The organism is Pseudomonas sp. Root71, from assembly GCF_001429045.1.
Lineage (GTDB): Bacteria > Pseudomonadota > Gammaproteobacteria > Pseudomonadales > Pseudomonadaceae > Aquipseudomonas > Aquipseudomonas monachiensis.
Map to the genome: position 1 here is coordinate 27,748 of NZ_LMHY01000029.1, position 16,772 is coordinate 44,519.

Consider the following 16,772-nt stretch of genomic DNA (forward strand, 5'->3'; position numbering starts at 1 on the left):
CTATATAGAGAAGGCAGCCAATCATCTCCCTGACAGCCGATCTCGCAAGCAAGGCCGGCGGGCAGGACTGCATCATCGAGAAACATAAATACGACGAAACACCCTGCCCCTGCGACCCGGAACCTGCGGCCACTGAAACAAAAAAGGCGCCAGACTTTTCAATCTGGCGCCTTTCGAAATATGGGGTGGACGATGGGGATCGAACCCACGACAACGGGAGTCACAATCCCGTGCTCTACCAACTGAGCTACGCCCACCATATNCTGGCGCCTTTCGAAATATGGGGTGGACGATGGGGATCGAACCCACGACAACGGGAGTCACAATCCCGTGCTCTACCAACTGAGCTACGCCCACCATATTGCCTGTTAAAGAAGCCAAACAAACTTCTTTATCAAGCTCCAGCCAGGCCAAATGCCTGAGTGAAGCTTTAATTGGTGCGGATGAAGAGACTCGAACTCTTACGCCTCGCGGCGCTGGAACCTAAATCCAGTGTGTCTACCAATTCCACCACATCCGCGGGTGAAGCTTTTAAAGCAAAGGCGCCAGACTGTTAATCTGGCGCCTTTCGAAATATGGGGTGGACGATGGGGATCGAACCCACGACAACGGGAGTCACAATCCCGTGCTCTACCAACTGAGCTACGCCCACCNCTGGCGCCTTTCGAAATATGGGGTGGACGATGGGGATCGAACCCACGACAACGGGAGTCACAATCCCGTGCTCTACCAACTGAGCTACGCCCACCATATCGCGTTACTTGTGCCAAAGCTGCCTAATGGCGCACCCGGCAGGACTCGAACCTGCGACCATCCGCTTAGAAGGCGGATGCTCTATCCAGCTGAGCTACGGGCGCCTTGTTAGCTGTAACCTTGGAGGACTACAAACTAAGTGCTTTCCAGTCTCGCAGAATCGTAATCCCGCTCAACCTTCCTAACCAGTGCTAGGCTGTGCCCGACAAGTGCGACGAATAGTATAGAGCCACCCGAAGGTCGTCAAATCCTTTTTAAAAAAAATTCATTTAATTAAAGGAGTTAGGGGAATTTGCAGACCAAGCGCCTTTGCCCTCACCGCATGACATGCGAGAATGCGTTCTCTTTTTTTCCCCTCTCGATGGTTAATCACGCGCAATGACTGCACAACTTATCGACGGCAAATCGATCGCCGCCAGCCTGCGCCAGCAGATCGCCCAACGTGTCACCGAGCGTCGCCAGCAAGGCCTGCGCACGCCCGGCCTTGCGGTGATCCTGGTCGGCAGCGATCCTGCCTCTCAGGTTTATGTCTCGCACAAGCGTAAAGACTGTGAAGAGGTCGGCTTTCTATCCCAAGCCTATGACCTGCCTTCGGAAACCACTGAAGAAGCGCTGACCGAGCTGATCGATCGCCTGAACGACGATCCTGCAATCGACGGCGTCCTGCTTCAGCTTCCGCTTCCCGAGCACCTGGACGCCTCCAGGCTGCTGGAACGCATTCGTCCGGATAAAGACGTCGACGGTTTCCATCCTTATAACGTCGGCCGCCTGGCCCAGCGAATCCCGCTGCTGCGCCCATGCACCCCCAAAGGCATCATGACCCTGCTGGAAAGCACTGGTGTCGACCTTTACGGGATGGATGCCGTTGTCGTCGGCGCATCCAATATCGTTGGCCGCCCAATGGCCATGGAATTGCTGCTGGCCGGTTGCACCGTGACGGTCACCCACCGCTTTACCAAGGACCTGGCCGGCCATGTCGGCCGTGCGGACCTGGTCGTCGTCGCTGCCGGCAAGCCGGGCCTGGTCAAGGGCGAATGGATCAAGGAAGGCGCGATCGTGATCGATGTCGGCATCAACCGCCAGGACGATGGCAAGCTGGTCGGTGACGTGATCTACGAAACCGCCCTGCCCCGCGCCGGCTGGATCACTCCGGTACCGGGCGGTGTCGGCCCGATGACCCGAGCCTGCCTGCTGGAAAACACCCTGTACGCTGCTGAAACCCTGCACAGCTGAGTTTCAACGCGCACGCGTTCAGCGTGACAAGGAACCCCGCCCTGGCGGGGTTTTTTTTGCCCGCGAAAAACACCGACCGCCTGCCGGAAAATGACTTTCTTTTCATGTTTCTCAGGACTTTCACCTGTTACTTGATCAACCATCGACAGTTATTCAGCCATACTCCAGAATGTCGCGCTTTTTACGAAATAGCCCGTTACAAAACGGCTTATCAACACCTTACGAGTCTGCCAGCGTGAAAATCCGTCTTTCCATCCTGAGCCTATTTTTTGCAGTTACAGGGACTTTCATCACGCCAATCGCCAGCGCTGGCGAAACCACGGCAGCGCCTCGAGACACCTCGCAACTCAAGCTCGCCTCCGGCAGCTCTTTACTGCTGGATATGCAGACCAACAAAGTCATCTATGCCAGCAATCCGGACGTCGTCGTTCCCATCGCGTCCGTCAGCAAATTGATGACCGGCCTGGTCGTGGTTGAAGCCCGGCAAAACATGGATGAATACATCAACATCAACATCAGCGACACACCGGAAATGAAAGGTGTGTACTCCCGGGTCAAGCTCAAGAGCGAACTGCCGCGCCGGGAAATGCTGCTGATTGCCCTGATGTCATCTGAAAACCGGGCCGCGGCAAGCCTGGCCCACCACTATCCGGGTGGCTATGCCGCGTTCATTGCTGCAATGAACGCCAAGGCCCGGGCCTTGGGCATGACCAATACCCATTTCGTCGAACCGACAGGGCTCTCGCCGCGCAACGTTTCGACAGCTCGCGATTTGAGCAAACTGTTGATCGCCGCGCACAAGTACCCGCTGCTGACCGAACTGAGCACAACCAAGGAAAAGACCGTTTCGTTTCGCAAACCGAACTACAGCCTGGGTTTCCGCAACACCGACCATTTGGTGCGCAAGCAGGACTGGGACATCCAGCTGACAAAAACCGGTTTCACCAACGAAGCAGGTCACTGCCTGGTGCTGGTGACCCGAATGGGTAACCGTCCGGTGGCCTTGGTGATCCTTGACGCCTATGGCAAGTACACCCATTTTGCCGATGCCACGCGCATGCGTAATTGGGTAGAGAGCGGAAAAAGTGCTGACGTGCCTTCCGTCGCCTTGCAGTACAAGGCAGACAAGAACCTCAAGCAGCGCCAGAGCGGCGTGGTTGAAGCGTCGAAGTAACCAAGCGGCAGCGCACGAAAAGCCCCGATCATTCGGGGCTTTTTTTCGCCGGATCTTCAGTCGTTGGGCAGCGGCATCTGGTCGTCATCCGGGATGCCGTCACCAGTACTTGGATCTCTCCAACCCTTCGGCTTTTCAGTGGGCACCACCGTTGGCCGCGCCAGGGGATCGCGCAACGGGCTGTCGGGATCCATCACCGGATCGGTGCTTTGCTCGGGGGTTGTAGGGACAGTTTCCGGACGTTTGTCGTCGAAACTGGAATCGGTAGACATACGCACCTCCATTGGACCTAAGGCTTCAGGTCACCCAGTGGATCATAGGGCTTGGCCGGAGCCTTGGGGTTGTCACCCGGCTTCACGTCCCTCGGTGCCTTGGCAGGCCCGATCGGGTCGACCTGAGGATCGGCAAGGTCCGGGGAGTCGGGATCGAAACCCAGCTCATCACCAGACGAATGTTCAGACGAGTGCGGACCGACGGGCGTTTTGGAATGAGCCATGGGTACCTCCTGATATGGACCCGAAGCAATGTTCCGGGCCCTTAAGATCAGAGGCTGACCATGGGCAATGGTGCCCGGCGGGTGACCAACGGACTTACTGGCTGGCCAAGGCTTTTTTCGCCCTGGCGGCGGCCTGTTCCTGACCGGCCTGGGCCAGATCGTTGGCGGCCTTGAGCCAACGCTGCTGATCGACCTGGGCCGGGATTTGGCTCGGATTCTGGATCAGCACCGCCCAACCACCGGCATCCTTGAACGCCGACTCGAAGGAACTGAAGCTCATCAGTTCGCGGCGGTTCATCCCGGCCCGCACCAGGACCGTCTGCTTCTGGCGGTTGTAGCCGGCCAGAATGGCGTAACGCGGTTCGGCCCACATGGCCGAGCCTTCGGTAAAGCGCACCATCACTGGATAACCGGCGGCAACTTGGGTCAACAGGGCGGCAAGGTTGCTATCGAGGGGGTAAACGACCATCCCGTACTCGCGGGCCAGGTTCTGCATGTTCTGTTGTAACTGGGCTTCGCCTCCCGGCAAATGCAGGGGTTTGTCGAGCAGTCCCGGGGTAATCACGATGCCCTGCTGGGACAGCATGCTGGCCAGCACCTGCGGCCCGCTTTGATACGCATCGCCCCGGTAGAACCGGCCGCTGAGTTCGACTCGTTCCGGCAGGCGCTTGATCTCGGGCGCAACGCTCCCGGCACAGCCCGCCAGGCTTGCCACGCAACCGGCGATCAGCATGGTCGACAAAATTCGAGAAAATACCCGCACCATCATCTCTCTCTTGTTCAGGTTCAGACGCCAGGCAATCCCATTCCCGGCTTGGGCGTCGATCATAGGTCGCCGCGCCGCTACGGTATAGCTCTAAACGGTAGCGGAGTGCATTCGATAGAGCGAACTGGTTGGGGACAGACGACTTTCGGTCAATAGCCTGAAATGCAGCAACGGCTAGACTGTTCACTGAAGAGACGACAGCGAAGCGTGAGTGCCCATAGAAGGGCAAAGAGGAGGCACAGATGAGCCTGACCATGATCATTGTAATGTTGGTTTGCGGCTGGCTGGCGGTAGCTGCCGCCATGCTGTGGGGCGTGCTGCGCATCACTCGCCGCCACCATTATCCTGTCCAGCCGGCTCCTGCGCCGGAAGCGGACAAGACGCCGAACCAACACGCCAACGCTCACTGACCACACCACACCTTTACCCGAGACCAACAAAAACGGCCGCCTGCACTCCTTCGAGTTCAGGCGGCCGTTTCGTTCAGCGTGGGTCAGGCCTCGGTGGCTGCCCGCTTCTCCCTGGACCGACGGGACATCATGTTCAACACCTCGATCGCAGCCGAGAATGCCATGGCCGCATAGACGTAGCCTTTCGGTACATGGGCACCGAAGCCTTCGGCGATCAGTGTCATGCCGATCATGATCAGGAAGCCCAGGGCCAGCATCACCACCGTCGGGTTGTCGTTGATGAACTTGGCCAGCGGATCAGCCGCCAGCAACATCACCAGTACCGACACCACCACCGCGATGACCATGATCGGCAAATGCTCGGTCATGCCGACAGCGGTAATGATGCTGTCGATGGAGAACACCATGTCCAGCATCAGGATCTGACCGATCGCGGCAGCAAAGCCCAGGGTCACGGTCGAGGTCGCCGATTTCGGATCTTCCGGTGCCGGGTCCATGCTGTGATGGATCTCGGTGGTCGCCTTCCACAACAGGAACAGGCCACCGGCAATCAGGATCATGTCTTTCCAGGAGAACGCGTGGCCGAGAATCTCGATCACCGGATTGGTCAACTGGACGATGAACGCAATGGTGCTCAGCAAGCCCAGGCGCAGGATCAACGCCATGCCGATACCGATGCGTCGTGCCCGCTGGCGATTGTGCAAGGGCAGCTTGTTGGTCAGGATCGAGATGAAGATCAGGTTATCGATGCCGAGCACGATCTCCATCACAATCAGGGTGGCAAGGGCGACCCAGGCGGTGGGGCTGGCGGCAAGTTGTAAAAGGTAGTCCATGGGTCAGTCCTGACTCGTTGTAATACGGTTTAGATTTCCTGGGAGGAAGATTCGGTTTTTTCCGATTCTTTTTCCGATGATTCTTTTTTGCTGATCAACCCGCTGGTGGCGTCACTGAGCGCCTGTTCGGCGGCCTTGTGGGTATCGTCAATCGCCTGTTTGGCGCTTTCGGCAGCCTTGCCCATCAATTGTTGCGCGCTTTTCTCGGCCTGGTCGCAACCGGCCAGTACCAGTAAAGACGTAATCAGCAGTGCCGTAGCTTTAAGCTTCATGATGCTTTCCTCGATAGAACAAACGGGACCTAAACGATGGCCCGTTGATAGCGATGCATTCTAGGGAAGCAAACACTTCAGGAAAATTCGTATTTTTAGCGGTTATACTTCGATTTTTACGAAGTGTTGGACGCCATGCTCAACTATCGGCAATTGCATTACTTCTGGGTGGTGGCCAAGACCGGCAGCATCGTGCGCGCCTGTGAGCAGCTCAATCTCACGCCACAAACCATCAGCGGGCAGATTTCATTGCTGGAACAGACCTTTGGCATCGAGTTGTTCCGGCGCGTCGGACGGCAACTGGAACTCACCGAGGCCGGCCGCCAGGCCCTGCCCTACGCCGAACAAATGTTCCAGCTCGGTGGCGAACTGGAACTGATGCTGCGGGCACAACCCAATGAACAGCAGATCCTGTTTCGTGTCGGTGTGGCCGACGTGGTGCCCAAGTCCATCGTCTATCGCCTGATTGCACCGACCATGGAACTGAGCGAACCGCTGCGCATCACTTGTCGCGAAGACAAGCTTGAGCGTTTGCTGGCTGACCTGGCGATCCAGCGCCTGGACCTGGTGATCTCCGACAGCCCGATGCCGTCGCACCTGGACATCAAGGGCTACAGTCAGAAACTCGGTGAGTGCGGGATCAGCTTCTTCGCCACCCCTGAACTGGCGGCGCGTTATGGACACGACTTTCCGCGCAATCTGCACGGTGCGCCGCTGCTGATTCCCGGGCCGGAAACCGTGGTGCGCAGCCGCTTGCAACGCTGGTTCGCCGAGCAGCAGATCCAGCCGCAGATTGTCGGTGAGTTCGACGACAGTGCCCTGATGCAGGCCTTCGGCCAATCCGGCAGCGGGATATTCATCGGCCCGAGCGTGATTGCCGATGAAGTGCAACGCCAATACGGCGTGGAGGTGATTGGCCAGACCGACGCGGTGAGCGAGTCGTTCTATGCCATCTCAGTGGAACGCAAGGTCAAGCACCCCGGCATTGTCGCCATTACCGAAGGTGCCCGACGCGAGCTGTTTACAGCGCTGTGACCTCTTCGCGGGGCTTGAAGGTCATCAGGGCGATGGCCAGCAGGATCGACGCCAGAATGAAAGCGGCGGCGGCGAAGCCAAGGCCTTGCAGACCGACGCTGTCGATCACCCGACCACCGATCATCGCCCCCAGACCGATACCGAGGTTGGCCCCGGCGATGTTCAGCGACGCGGCGAAAGCCGGCGCTTCGGGAGCCGCTTTCATCAGGCGCACATGGCTGACCAGGAACAACGCCGCCTGGGTCACGCCCCAGATGCCCATCGCCGCCGCCAGGCCGAGGGGCGAATGGATGTTCGGCACCAGCGCCACCAGGCCGGCGATCATGAACGCACAGAACATCATCGACGCCATCAACGGGTGACGATCCACCGCACGGCCACCCAGGGAGTTGCCGATCAGCCCGACCGCGCCGAAGCCCATCAGGCACCAGCCGACCACGGTGCCGTTGAAGCCTGCCAGGCGCTCAAGAATGTCCGCCAGATAGGTGTACGCGGTGAACATGCCGCTGAACACAATCACAGACAGCAGCACGTGACCGAGCATCAGCGGGCTGCGCAGGATCTTGAACTGCGAGCGAAAACTCACCTGATGCTGGTGCAGGTTGGTCCTGGGCAGATAGATAAACAGCAGCAACGCCTTGGCAAAGGCGATGACCGCCAGAATCGCGAAGGCACTGCGCCAGCCGAACGCATCGGAAATCAGCGTGCCCACGGGAATGCCGAACACCGTGGCGCAAACGATGCCGAAACCGATCTTGGCAATGGCGCGCCCGGCGTAATCCGGCCCGACGATATCCACCGCCGTTTCGCTGGCCAAGGCCCAGAACACCGGCAGCCCCAGTGCCGGGATCAAACGGGCAAACGCCATCACCCAGATATTCGGCGCCAGCGCTGCGAGCGTGTTGGCCAAGCCAAACATGATCAGCACCGAGATGAACAGCTTGCGCCGCTCGAAGCGGGCGAAATACGCCGTCAGGAACGGCCCGAACGCGGCCACGGTGAAAGCGAACAGGGTCACCAGTAAACCGGCCTGGGGGATGCTGACCTCCAGGTCCCGGGCGATGGCCGGCAATAGGCCGACGATGATGAACTCCGTGGTCAGCACCGTGAAGCCGGCGGCGGACAACAGAAGAATGGGCAACAGCATGCAAAACTCCAGAAAACGAAAACACCAGCGATAGCCCGAAGGCCCACTGGCAGACATGAAAATGAGGGTGGCGAATCTTAACAGAGTGTTTTCGGATGCGGTTGCACGAACCTGCAATTCGCGTTGAATGCCATGGTGGCAGTTCGTCACAGGTCTGAAAGATCGTTCCTGCGCTGTGATAAAGTCCGCGCCCTTTGTGGCGAGGGAGCAAGCTCCCTCGCCACAGGAATCAGCGCTGGCATTAGCGCCGTGTTCCCCTCTCGGTTTCCCGTCTGCGGCCTGCCCTGCTTGTTGCTGCAACTGCGGTGAAACCTCGCACTTATAAAAAATCAGAGATGCCGTTTTATGACTGCTTCATCCCCTTCTCTATTGCAACGCCTTAAACGCTTGAGCCTGGTCACACAGATCGTGATCGGCCTGATCGCCGGTATTGCCCTGGCACTGATTGCCCCCGACCTGGCCAAGTCCACGGCGTTCATCGGCAAAGTGTTTGTCTCGGCACTGAAAGCCGTCGCGCCAATTCTTGTGTTCGTGCTGGTCATGGCGTCGATTGCCAACCACAAGCACGGCCAGGAAACCCATATCCGGCCGATTCTGTTCCTGTATCTGCTGGGCACTTTCGCCGCCGCCGTGGTCGCGGTGGTTGCCAGCATGACGTTCCCTTCGAGCCTGGTGCTGTCGACCCAGGACGTCGCGGTCACTGCGCCAGGCGGGATTGGCGAAGTGCTGCAAAGCCTGTTGCTTAGCGTGGTCGATAATCCGGTCAGCGCCCTGATGAATGCCAACTTCATTGGTATTCTGGCCTGGGCCATCGGCATGGGCATTGCCATCCGCCACGCCGGCGACACCACCCGTGAAGTGCTGGGCGACCTGTCCAACGGCGTGACGGTGATTGTGCGCCTGGTGATCAGCTTCGCCCCGCTGGGCATCTTCGGCCTGGTGGCCTCGACGCTCGCCACCTCCGGTTTCGGCGCCCTGATCGGCTACGCGCACCTGCTGGCCGTACTGCTGGGCTGCATGCTGTTCGTGGCGCTGGTGATGAACCCGCTGATCGTATTCTGGAAACTGCGTCGCAACCCGTACCCACTGGTGCTGACCTGCCTGCGCGAAAGCGGCATCACGGCATTCTTCACCCGTAGCTCGGCGGCGAACATTCCGGTCAACCTGGAGTTGAGCAAGCGCCTGGGCCTGCACGAAGACACCTACTCGGTATCGATCCCGCTGGGCGCGACCATCAATATGGCGGGAGCTGCGATCACCATCACCGTGCTGACCCTGGCGGCCGTGCACACCCTCGGCATCGCCGTGGACATTCCCACCGCGATCCTGCTGAGCGTCGTCGCAGCCATCTGCGCCTGCGGTGCTTCGGGTGTGGCCGGTGGTTCGCTGTTGCTGATTCCACTGGCGTGCAGCCTGTTCGGCATCCCGAGCGAAATCGCCATGCAGGTGGTGGCGGTCGGTTTCATCATCGGCGTGTTGCAGGACTCGGCGGAAACCGCGCTGAACTCCTCCACCGATGTGCTGTTCACCGCGGCGGCTTGCCTGGGTGAAGAGGCAAAAGCAGAACGATTGGCGTAAAGATCAAAAGATCGCAGCCTGCGGCAGCTCCTACAGGGGGTACGCGTTCCTCTGTAGGAGCTGCCGCAGGCTGCGATCTCTGGCTCCACCAACGAAAAAGCCCGCCAAGGCGCAAACCTTGGCGGGCTTTTTTGTACCTGGACGGTTTAGAACGCGCCCATGTAGTCGCGCTTGCCCACTTCCACGCCGTTGTGGCGCAGCAGTGCGTAAGTGGTGGTGACGTGGAAGAAGAACTGCGGCAGGCCGTAGGTCAGCAGGTAGGACTGGCCGCTGAAGCGCTTCTCTTTAGGCGTGCCCGGACGGGTCACGATCTCGATGCCTTCCTTGCCGTTGATCTGCTCCGGCGTGAACTCGCCGATGTAGGCCAGAACCTTGGCGATCAATGCTTGCAGCTCGGCGAAGGTGGTTTCAGTGTCGTCGTACTTCGGCAGTTCGACTTCGGCCAGACGCGAAGAAATGCCTTTGGCGAAATCAACGGCGATCTGCACCTGGCGTACCAGCGGGAACATGTCCGGGAACAGGCGCGCTTGCAGGAAGGCATTAGGGTCGATGTTTTTTTCGGTAGCGTGGGCTTCGGCCTTTTTCAGCACACCGCTGAGGGCGTTGAGCATTTGCTGGAGAACAGGGATGGAAGCGTCGTACAGGGAAATGGTCATGGCAGTCTCGTGTGATGACAGGAGGGAACGTGGGGCCGATTATAGCCACCTGCGCCCTCCCGAGACCGTTCTTTTTCAGCTGCCGTAAACCTTCGCCGCCGGAACGGCCTGAGTCATCAGCTGCGCAATCGCTTCGCCCATCTCGCCAACCGCCCAGCGGCCCTGGCGATCCAGTTGCGGACCACGGCGCCAGCCGTCGGCGATCGACAACTTGCCGCCCTCGACTTCGAACATCTGCCCGGTCACCCCGGCGGAAGCCTCGGAGCCCAGCCACACCACCAGCGGCGCGACGTTTTCCGGGGCGAAGTAATCGAAGCCTTCTTCAGGCTTTTTCATGGTGTCGGCGAACACTTGCTCGGTCATCCCGGTGCGCGCGGCCGGCGCCAGGGCATTGGCGGTGATCCCGTAGCGGCGCAGTTCAGCCGCCTGCACCAGCGTCAGCGAAGCAATGCCACCCTTGGCCGCCGCATAGTTGGACTGGCCGATGGAGCCCTGCAACCCGGCGCCGGAGCTGGTGTTGATGATCCGCGCATCGACCTTGGCGCCACCCTTGGCCTGCTCGCGCCAGTACTTCACGGCGTGGCTGGAAATGCAGAAGTGGCCCTTCAGATGCACGGCTACCACGGCATCCCAGTCGGCTTCGGTCAGGCTGGCGAACATGCGGTCGCGGCAGATGCCGGCGTTGTTGACCACCACATTCAGGTCGCCAAAGGTTTCGATGGCCTGGCGCACAATCAGGCCCGCCGAGTCGTAGCGGGTGATGTCGTCGCTGTTGGCCACGGCGCTGCCGCCTTGCCCCAGGATTTCGCCGACCACGGCCAGCGCCGCTTCGCGGTTGATGTCGTTGACCACCACTTTCGCGCCTTCGGCGGCGAAAGCCAGCGCGTAGGCGCGGCCCAGGCCACCGCCGGCACCGGTGATGATCACGACGCGGTTTTCACAGATTTTCATATTGCTCATCCTTCAAATTCATCACTCGTTGCCACAATCCCGCTCCCACAGGTTCAGTGGGCATCTTGAAATCACAGGCGTTCGATAATCGTCACGTTGGCCTGACCGCCGCCTTCGCACATGGTCTGCATGCCGTAGCGTCCGCCGCTGCGTTCCAGTTCATGCAGCAAGGTGCACATCAAGCGGGTGCCGGTGGCACCCAATGGATGGCCGAGGGCAATCGCGCCGCCGTTGACGTTGGTCTGTTCGTGGGGATAGCCCGTTTCTTTCAACCAGGCCATGGCCACCGAGGCGAAGGCTTCGTTGATCTCTACGCGGTCGATGTCTTCCAGCTTCATGCCGGCACGCTTGAGTGCGTAAGCGGTAGCCGGGATCGGCGCGGTGAGCATCCAGATCGGGTCTTCGGCGCGCACGCTCAGGTGATGGATGCGAGCCCGTGGTGTCAGGCCGTAACGTTTGAGCGCCGCCTCCGAAACGATCAGCATCGCACTGGCCGCATCACAGGTCTGGCTCGACACCGCGGCGGTCACCCGGTCGCAGCCGAACAGGAACTCCAGCTCGGCCATTTTTTCCAGGCTGGTCTGGCGTGGCGTTTCGTCATGCAGCACACCGGCCAGTGGCACGATCTCGCGATTGAAGCGGCCTTGCTCGATGGCCTGCAAGGCACGTCGATGGGATTCCAGCGAATAGGCTTCAAGCTGCGCCCGGGACAGGTCCCACTTTTCCGCGATCATCTGCGCCGAACGGAACTGCGTCGGCGGTTGCGCGCCATAGCGCCGCACCCAGCCTTCGGAACCGCTGAACGGATCGGTGAAGCCCAAGGGTTCGGCGGCGATCATCGCCGAGGAAATCGGGATCTGGGTCATGGTCTGCACGCCACCGGCGACGACCACATCCTGGGTACCGCTCATCACCGCCTGGGCGGCGAAGTGCACCGCTTGCTGGGACGAACCGCACTGGCGATCGATGGTGGTGCCCGGCACCGCTTGCGACAGGCCGGCCGCCAGCCAACTGGTACGGGCGATGTCACCGGCCAGCGGGCCGATGGTGTCGACACAGCCGAAGATCACGTCGTCGTAATCCTCGTCGGGAATGGCGTTGCGCCCGACCAGCGCACGCAATACGTGGGCGCCCAGGTCGGCGGCGTGGATCTGGCTCAGACCACCCTTGCGCCGCCCGGTGGGCGTGCGCAGGGCGTCGACGATATAAGCTTCAGGCATGGTCTACCTCGGTGAAGAAATTGAAATCTGGTATTGAGAGCGCCGAAAAACCTTGTGGGAGCGAGCTTGCTCGCGATGGCGGAGTGTCAGTCAACATCGATGTTTGGATGTGCCGGCCTCATCGCGAGCAAGCTCGCTCCCACAGGGATGTAGTCACTCTTACTGACGGGTTAGAACGTATTGCCCGCACCCAGCTCCGGGGTGCCGTCAAACAGCGCCGCGCGAATCCGCCCTTTGTGCAGGCCGCGATCACCCCAGACCTTGTCCAGCACCCAGGCGCGCTTCATGAACAGGTGCAAATCCACTTCCCAGGTGTACCCCATGGCACCGTGAGCCTGGATGGTGTTTTTCGCCGCGAGCATGGCCGCTTCTGCGGTCGCCAATTTGGCGTGGGACACGAATACGTCCTGCTCCGGTTGTTGTTCGGCGATGGCATAAGCGGCGCGGTACAGCGGGCCTTTGGCGAACTCGATCTGCACCGCGACGTTGGCCATCAGATGCTTGACCGCCTGGAACGAACCCACCGGTTTGCCGAACTGCTTGCGCTCGAAGGTGTAGTCCACCGCCAGGTCGACCATGCGCTTGGCCAGCCCGAGCAATTGCGCGGCACTGGCGATGGCGCCACGGTTGAAGGCGGCCGCCCACAGTTGCCGCCCTTGCTCACCGTTGGCGACGCAAGTGGCCGGGCTTGGTGTCCACTCGACCTGGAACAGCTGCCGGCTCGGGTCGACCGACTCGTTGCGGGTCAGGCGCACGGCATCACGCTCCAGCGCATGCACTTCGTCGCCATGGGCCAGCAACAGCAGATTGGCGACATGGGCATCGCTGACCAGCGGGTTACCTGGCTCGGAAACCGCGAGACGTGCACGGCCCTCGGCCACTTGCGACAGCCATTTTTGTTTGAGCGACGCGTGTTGCTCATCCAGGGCGGCAAGCAACGGCACGCCGATCAGCATGGTGTCCACCAACGGTTCTGGCAGCCCGGCATAACCGCATTCCTGGGCGATCAGCACGAAGTCCAGCTCATTCATGCCCATGCCGTCCTGCGCCTCGGGCACGGTCAGGGCGGTCAGGCCGAGTTCCACCAGTTGTGCCCAGAGCTGATCACTGCGCCCGTTGTCGCTCTGCCACAGTTCGCGGATGCGTTCCGGGGTGACTTCGTTGATCAGAAAGCTGCGGACGTTGTCCTGAAACAGCAGTTGGTCGCGGCTGAAACTAAAGTCCATGGTCTATTCCTCAGGCTCGCGGCATGCCGAGCATGCGTTCGGCAATGATGTTGCGCTGGATCTCGTTGGTGCCGGCGTAGATCGGACCGGCCTGGGCAAACAGGAAACCCTCCAGCCAATGGCCGACGTCACCGGCGGCCGGTGCATGTGGCAGCAGTTCGCCGCGCAGGCCGAGAATGCTCATGGCGGTGTCGTGCATGCGCTGGTCGAGTTCGGACCAGAAGATCTTGTTGGTCGACGATTCCGGCCCGATCTTGCCGCCCTGCACCAGTTGCGAGGCAGTCATGTAGGTGCTCAGGGTGTAGGCCTCGGCATCGAGCCAGGCACGCATCACCGCTTCACCGATGGCCGGGTCGCGGTCGGCCTGCTCGCGGTTGGCCAGGTACAGCTGCACCAGACGCTTGGCGGTTTCCTGGAAGCGCGCCGGTGAGCGCAGCAACAAACCCCGCTCGAAACCGGCGGTGGACATCGCCACGTGCCAGCCCATGCCTTCGCCACCGAGGGCGTTCTCCACCGGCACCTTGACGTCGTCGAAGAAGATCTCGGCGAAACCCGGCAAGCCGTTGAGCTGCGGAATCGGCCGCACGGTGATCCCCGGCGTATCCAGCGGCAGCAAAATGAAGGTCAGGCCGTGATGACGCTGGGACTGTGCGTCGGTACGGAAAATACCGAATGCCCAATCGGCCCACACCGCACGGGTCGACCAGGTTTTCTGGCCGTTGATCACGTAGTGGTCGCCCACGCGTTCAGCCTTGGAACGGATCGCCGCCATGTCGGAACCGGCGCCCGGCTCGGACCAGGCCTGGGCCCAGATGTCTTCGCCAGTGGCCATGCGCGGCAGAAAACGCGCCTTTTGCTCCGGGGTGCCGTACTCCATCAGGGTCGGGCCGAGCAGGAAGATACCGTTCTGGTTGACCCGTGCCGGGGCGCCAGAGCGGTAGTATTCCTCCTCGAAAATCAGCCACTCGATCAGGTCGCAACCGCGCCCGCCGAGTTCGGTCGGCCAGGTGACCATGCCCCAACGGCCTTCATTGAGCTTGGTTTCCCACGCCCGGTGCTGGGCAAAGCCAGCCTCGGTGTCGAACGATTGCAGCGGTTCACTCGGTACATTGGCCGCCAGCCAGGTCCGTGCCTCGGCACGAAAGGCCTGCTGGGCCGGGGTATAGGTCAGGTCCATGGATATGCCTTCAGCCGTTGAATCGGGCATCGCGTTTCTCGACGAACGAGTCGCGTGCTTCCTGAGAGTCCAGTGAGCGGTAGGCTTCGAGGGTGAAGCCCTGCTCCCAGCGGTATTTGTCTTCCAGATTGCCGTCTTCGATGCCGCTCAGCGCTTCCTTGGCCAGGCTGATCATGCCGGGGCTCTTGGCGGCGATGGTGCGGGCGATCTGCAACGCGGCGTTGCGCAAGTCTTCGCGCTTGACCACCCGCTCCACCGCACCCAGGCGGTAGGCTTCGGCGGCGTCGATAGCCTCGCCGGTGAAGTACATGTGGCGGACTTTCTGCACCGGGAACAGGCGCTGCAAATGCGCACCGCCGCCCATGGCCCCGCGATCCACTTCCGGCACGCCAAAGGTGGCGCACTCGGACGCGACGATGATGTCGGCGGCGCCGCAAATGCCGATGCCGCCGCCCAGCACGAAACCGTGCACGGCAACGATCACCGGTTTCGGGTTGCGGTGGATGGCCTTGAAGCTGTCGTAGTTGCCCTTGTTCACCGCGACGATCAGGTTGCCGTCGGCGGCCAGTTCCTTGATATCGACCCCGGCGCAGAAGCCGCGACCTTCGGCACGGATCACGATCACCCGCACGTCGCTGTCGCGGCCCAGGCCCTCGATCTCGCTGGCGATATCGGCCCAGCCCTGGCAGTTGAAGGCATTGACCGGTGGTCGGTTGAAGACCAGTTCGGCAATGCCGCTATCAATACTCACGCTAAATGGTTTCATGCCTTTCCCCTTCACGACACACGGCGGCACAGCTCGCCCAGGCGCGCTTCGGCGTCGCGGACGATCTGTTCAATCAATTGGGCGCAGCTGGGCAAGCTGTCGATGGATGCAGCGATTTGTCCGGCAGGCAACACGCCCTCGGCCGGACGCCCGTCGACCATGGCTTTCTGGATCACCATCGGCGCGTTAGCGGCCATGATGCTTTGCGCAGCGGTCAGTTCACCGGCACCGCGCATTTTCAAGGCACTGCTCAGCAACTGGGTCAGGCTCATGCCCGTGTGGCGGCGGTAGGCCAGGCCACTTTGCAACGCCAGCAACAGGCGCTTGAGACCACCGCTGTTTTCCAGCTGGTTGAGCAATTCGTTGCGGATCATCCGTTGCGGCATGCCGTCGATGGCGCGGCTGATGATGATGGCCGCCGGGTCCTTGACCGCCAGGTACCGCGCCAGGGTCGCCTGGGGCACCGGGCTGTCGGCGCACATCAAAAAGCGTGTGCCCATGGCGATGCCTTCGGCACCGTAGGCCAGGGCCGACACCAGGCCCCTGCCGTCCTTGAAACCACCGGCCGCCACCACGGGCACCGACACGGCATTGACCACCTGATCAAGCAGCATCGAAGTAGGAACGGAACCGGTATGCCCGCCGCCCTCGCCGCCCTGTACAGTCACCGCATCGGCGCCCATTTCCACGGCTTTCTGCGCATGCTTGAGCGCGCCCACCGTGGGAATGCACACCACCCCGGCATCCTTCAGGCGGCTGATCATGTGCTTGCCCGGCGAACGGCTGTAGCTGACCGCCCGGACTTTGTGGCGCAATACCAGCTCGACGATCTCGCCGGCATTGGCCTGGTACATGTGGAAGTTCACGCCGAACGGCTGGTCGGTCAGGCGCCGGGTTTCGATAATCGCCGCTTCCATCTGCTGCGGTTCGATGGTCGCCCCGGCGAGAAAACCAAAGCCGCCAGCATTGCCCGTGGCCGCCACCAGTTTTGGGTCGGCGACCCAGCCCATGGCGGTCTGGATGATCGGGTAGCGGCAACCGAGCAGTTCAGTCAAACGAGTATTCAACGAGATCGCCAT

At 60.8% G+C, this 16,772-nt stretch carries 18 protein-coding genes and 6 tRNA genes; 5 read left to right on the plus strand and 19 right to left on the minus strand.

Going from position 1 to position 16,772, the window contains the following annotated elements:
- Positions 1-181: 181 nt before the first annotated feature.
- From ASD95_RS24090 to ASD95_RS24115, 6 genes are all read right to left on the minus strand, one after another.
- Positions 182-257 (minus strand) — tRNA-His (locus ASD95_RS24090).
- A gap of 24 nt (positions 258-281) precedes the next feature.
- Positions 282-357, minus strand: a tRNA-His gene (locus ASD95_RS24095).
- Positions 358-435: 78 nt separating this feature from the next.
- Positions 436-520 (minus strand) — tRNA-Leu (locus tag ASD95_RS24100).
- A gap of 56 nt (positions 521-576) precedes the next feature.
- Positions 577-652, minus strand: a tRNA-His gene (locus ASD95_RS24105).
- A 20-nt stretch (positions 653-672) separates the two neighbouring features.
- Positions 673-748: transfer RNA gene (locus ASD95_RS24110), tRNA-His, on the minus strand.
- 32 nt (positions 749-780) lie between these two features.
- Positions 781-857 (minus strand) — tRNA-Arg (locus ASD95_RS24115).
- Between the two features lie 274 nt (positions 858-1,131).
- On the opposite strand from ASD95_RS24115, the gene folD reads away from it, so the two are divergent.
- Entirely contained in the window at positions 1,132-1,986 is an 855-nt protein-coding gene (gene folD, locus ASD95_RS24120; protein WP_056722334.1) for a bifunctional methylenetetrahydrofolate dehydrogenase/methenyltetrahydrofolate cyclohydrolase FolD, read from the plus strand.
- A 235-nt stretch (positions 1,987-2,221) separates the two neighbouring features.
- Complete coding sequence (gene pbpG, locus ASD95_RS24125; protein WP_056722336.1) at positions 2,222-3,160, plus strand: D-alanyl-D-alanine endopeptidase; 939 nt, start codon at positions 2,222-2,224, stop codon at positions 3,158-3,160.
- Positions 3,161-3,216: 56 nt separating this feature from the next.
- On the opposite strand, the gene ASD95_RS24130 is transcribed toward pbpG, so the two are convergent.
- From ASD95_RS24130 to ASD95_RS24140, 3 genes are all read right to left on the minus strand, one after another.
- Positions 3,217-3,432 carry a hypothetical protein gene (locus ASD95_RS24130; protein ID WP_007977127.1) on the minus strand — a complete coding sequence of 72 codons (216 nt, stop codon included), beginning with the start codon at positions 3,430-3,432 and terminating at the stop codon, positions 3,217-3,219.
- 17 nt (positions 3,433-3,449) lie between these two features.
- A complete protein-coding gene (locus ASD95_RS24135) occupies positions 3,450-3,656 on the minus strand; it encodes a DUF6021 family protein (protein WP_056722339.1) in 207 nt (68 codons plus the stop codon).
- A gap of 94 nt (positions 3,657-3,750) precedes the next feature.
- Positions 3,751-4,485: a peptidase C39 family protein gene (locus ASD95_RS24140; protein ID WP_056722341.1), complete on the minus strand. Its 735-nt coding sequence runs from the start codon at positions 4,483-4,485 to the stop codon at positions 3,751-3,753.
- A gap of 179 nt (positions 4,486-4,664) precedes the next feature.
- Between ASD95_RS24140 and ASD95_RS29490 the strand changes: the two genes are divergently transcribed.
- On the plus strand, positions 4,665-4,832 hold the full coding sequence (locus ASD95_RS29490) for a hypothetical protein (RefSeq protein WP_177336458.1): 168 nt from the start codon (positions 4,665-4,667) through the stop codon (positions 4,830-4,832).
- Between the two features lie 83 nt (positions 4,833-4,915).
- On the opposite strand, the gene ASD95_RS24145 is transcribed toward ASD95_RS29490, so the two are convergent.
- Together ASD95_RS24145 and ASD95_RS24150 are read right to left on the minus strand one after the other, a co-directional pair.
- The gene (locus ASD95_RS24145) at positions 4,916-5,665 is read right to left on the minus strand and encodes a TerC family protein (protein WP_056722343.1); all 750 of its coding nucleotides are present in this window, start codon (positions 5,663-5,665) and stop codon (positions 4,916-4,918) included.
- A 29-nt stretch (positions 5,666-5,694) separates the two neighbouring features.
- A complete protein-coding gene (locus ASD95_RS24150) occupies positions 5,695-5,937 on the minus strand; it encodes a hypothetical protein (RefSeq protein ID WP_008048837.1) in 243 nt (80 codons plus the stop codon).
- 135 nt (positions 5,938-6,072) lie between these two features.
- Between ASD95_RS24150 and nhaR the strand changes: the two genes are divergently transcribed.
- Positions 6,073-6,972, plus strand: coding sequence for a transcriptional activator NhaR (gene nhaR, locus ASD95_RS24155; RefSeq protein ID WP_056722345.1), 900 nt, complete (start codon positions 6,073-6,075; stop codon positions 6,970-6,972).
- On the opposite strand, the gene ASD95_RS24160 is transcribed toward nhaR, so the two are convergent.
- Entirely contained in the window at positions 6,959-8,119 is a 1,161-nt protein-coding gene (locus ASD95_RS24160; protein ID WP_008048831.1) for an MFS transporter, read from the minus strand. The genes nhaR and ASD95_RS24160 overlap by 14 nt on opposite strands.
- Positions 8,120-8,464: 345 nt before the next feature.
- Between ASD95_RS24160 and sstT the strand changes: the two genes are divergently transcribed.
- Positions 8,465-9,697 (plus strand): serine/threonine transporter SstT, encoded by a 1,233-nt coding sequence (sstT, locus tag ASD95_RS24165; RefSeq protein WP_046043062.1) that lies wholly within the window; start codon positions 8,465-8,467, stop codon positions 9,695-9,697.
- A gap of 146 nt (positions 9,698-9,843) precedes the next feature.
- Here sstT and ASD95_RS24170 read toward each other — a convergent pair whose 3' ends face one another.
- From ASD95_RS24170 to ASD95_RS24200, 7 genes are all read right to left on the minus strand, one after another.
- Complete coding sequence (locus ASD95_RS24170) at positions 9,844-10,353, minus strand: DUF1993 domain-containing protein (protein ID WP_056722346.1); 510 nt, start codon at positions 10,351-10,353, stop codon at positions 9,844-9,846.
- A 75-nt stretch (positions 10,354-10,428) separates the two neighbouring features.
- On the minus strand, positions 10,429-11,304 hold the full coding sequence (locus tag ASD95_RS24175; protein WP_056722348.1) for an SDR family oxidoreductase: 876 nt from the start codon (positions 11,302-11,304) through the stop codon (positions 10,429-10,431).
- A 71-nt stretch (positions 11,305-11,375) separates the two neighbouring features.
- Positions 11,376-12,524: an acetyl-CoA C-acetyltransferase gene (locus tag ASD95_RS24180; RefSeq protein WP_056722350.1), complete on the minus strand. Its 1,149-nt coding sequence runs from the start codon at positions 12,522-12,524 to the stop codon at positions 11,376-11,378.
- A gap of 170 nt (positions 12,525-12,694) precedes the next feature.
- Positions 12,695-13,750, minus strand: a complete 1,056-nt coding sequence (locus ASD95_RS24185; protein ID WP_056722352.1) for an acyl-CoA dehydrogenase family protein — start codon at positions 13,748-13,750, stop codon at positions 12,695-12,697.
- Positions 13,751-13,760: 10 nt separating this feature from the next.
- Positions 13,761-14,927 (minus strand): acyl-CoA dehydrogenase family protein, encoded by a 1,167-nt coding sequence (locus tag ASD95_RS24190; RefSeq protein WP_056722354.1) that lies wholly within the window; start codon positions 14,925-14,927, stop codon positions 13,761-13,763.
- Positions 14,928-14,937: 10 nt separating this feature from the next.
- Complete coding sequence (locus ASD95_RS24195; protein ID WP_056722355.1) at positions 14,938-15,693, minus strand: enoyl-CoA hydratase family protein; 756 nt, start codon at positions 15,691-15,693, stop codon at positions 14,938-14,940.
- 11 nt (positions 15,694-15,704) lie between these two features.
- Positions 15,705-16,772: an NAD(P)H-dependent flavin oxidoreductase gene (locus tag ASD95_RS24200; RefSeq protein WP_056722357.1), complete on the minus strand. Its 1,068-nt coding sequence runs from the start codon at positions 16,770-16,772 to the stop codon at positions 15,705-15,707.

Coding starts and splice junctions, on each gene's coding strand:
- ASD95_RS24140 (WP_056722341.1), bottom strand. CDS start 4,485: ATGATCGACGCCCAAGCCGGGAATGGGATTGCCTGGCGTCTGAACCTG.
- ASD95_RS24150 (WP_008048837.1), bottom strand. CDS start 5,937: ATGAAGCTTAAAGCTACGGCACTGCTGATTACGTCTTTACTGGTACTG.
- ASD95_RS24195 (WP_056722355.1), bottom strand. CDS start 15,693: ATGAAACCATTTAGCGTGAGTATTGATAGCGGCATTGCCGAACTGGTC.
- folD (WP_056722334.1), top strand. CDS start 1,132: ATGACTGCACAACTTATCGACGGCAAATCGATCGCCGCCAGCCTGCGC.
- ASD95_RS24175 (WP_056722348.1), bottom strand. CDS start 11,304: ATGAAAATCTGTGAAAACCGCGTCGTGATCATCACCGGTGCCGGCGGT.
- ASD95_RS24145 (WP_056722343.1), bottom strand. CDS start 5,665: ATGGACTACCTTTTACAACTTGCCGCCAGCCCCACCGCCTGGGTCGCC.
- ASD95_RS24135 (WP_056722339.1), bottom strand. CDS start 3,656: ATGGCTCATTCCAAAACGCCCGTCGGTCCGCACTCGTCTGAACATTCG.
- ASD95_RS24190 (WP_056722354.1), bottom strand. CDS start 14,927: ATGGACCTGACCTATACCCCGGCCCAGCAGGCCTTTCGTGCCGAGGCA.
- ASD95_RS24130 (WP_007977127.1), bottom strand. CDS start 3,432: ATGTCTACCGATTCCAGTTTCGACGACAAACGTCCGGAAACTGTCCCT.
- ASD95_RS24170 (WP_056722346.1), bottom strand. CDS start 10,353: ATGACCATTTCCCTGTACGACGCTTCCATCCCTGTTCTCCAGCAAATG.
- nhaR (WP_056722345.1), top strand. CDS start 6,073: ATGCTCAACTATCGGCAATTGCATTACTTCTGGGTGGTGGCCAAGACC.
- sstT (WP_046043062.1), top strand. CDS start 8,465: ATGACTGCTTCATCCCCTTCTCTATTGCAACGCCTTAAACGCTTGAGC.
- ASD95_RS24160 (WP_008048831.1), bottom strand. CDS start 8,119: ATGCTGTTGCCCATTCTTCTGTTGTCCGCCGCCGGCTTCACGGTGCTG.
- ASD95_RS24180 (WP_056722350.1), bottom strand. CDS start 12,524: ATGCCTGAAGCTTATATCGTCGACGCCCTGCGCACGCCCACCGGGCGG.
- ASD95_RS29490 (WP_177336458.1), top strand. CDS start 4,665: ATGAGCCTGACCATGATCATTGTAATGTTGGTTTGCGGCTGGCTGGCG.
- ASD95_RS24200 (WP_056722357.1), bottom strand. CDS start 16,772: ATGGCGATCTCGTTGAATACTCGTTTGACTGAACTGCTCGGTTGCCGC.
- ASD95_RS24185 (WP_056722352.1), bottom strand. CDS start 13,750: ATGGACTTTAGTTTCAGCCGCGACCAACTGCTGTTTCAGGACAACGTC.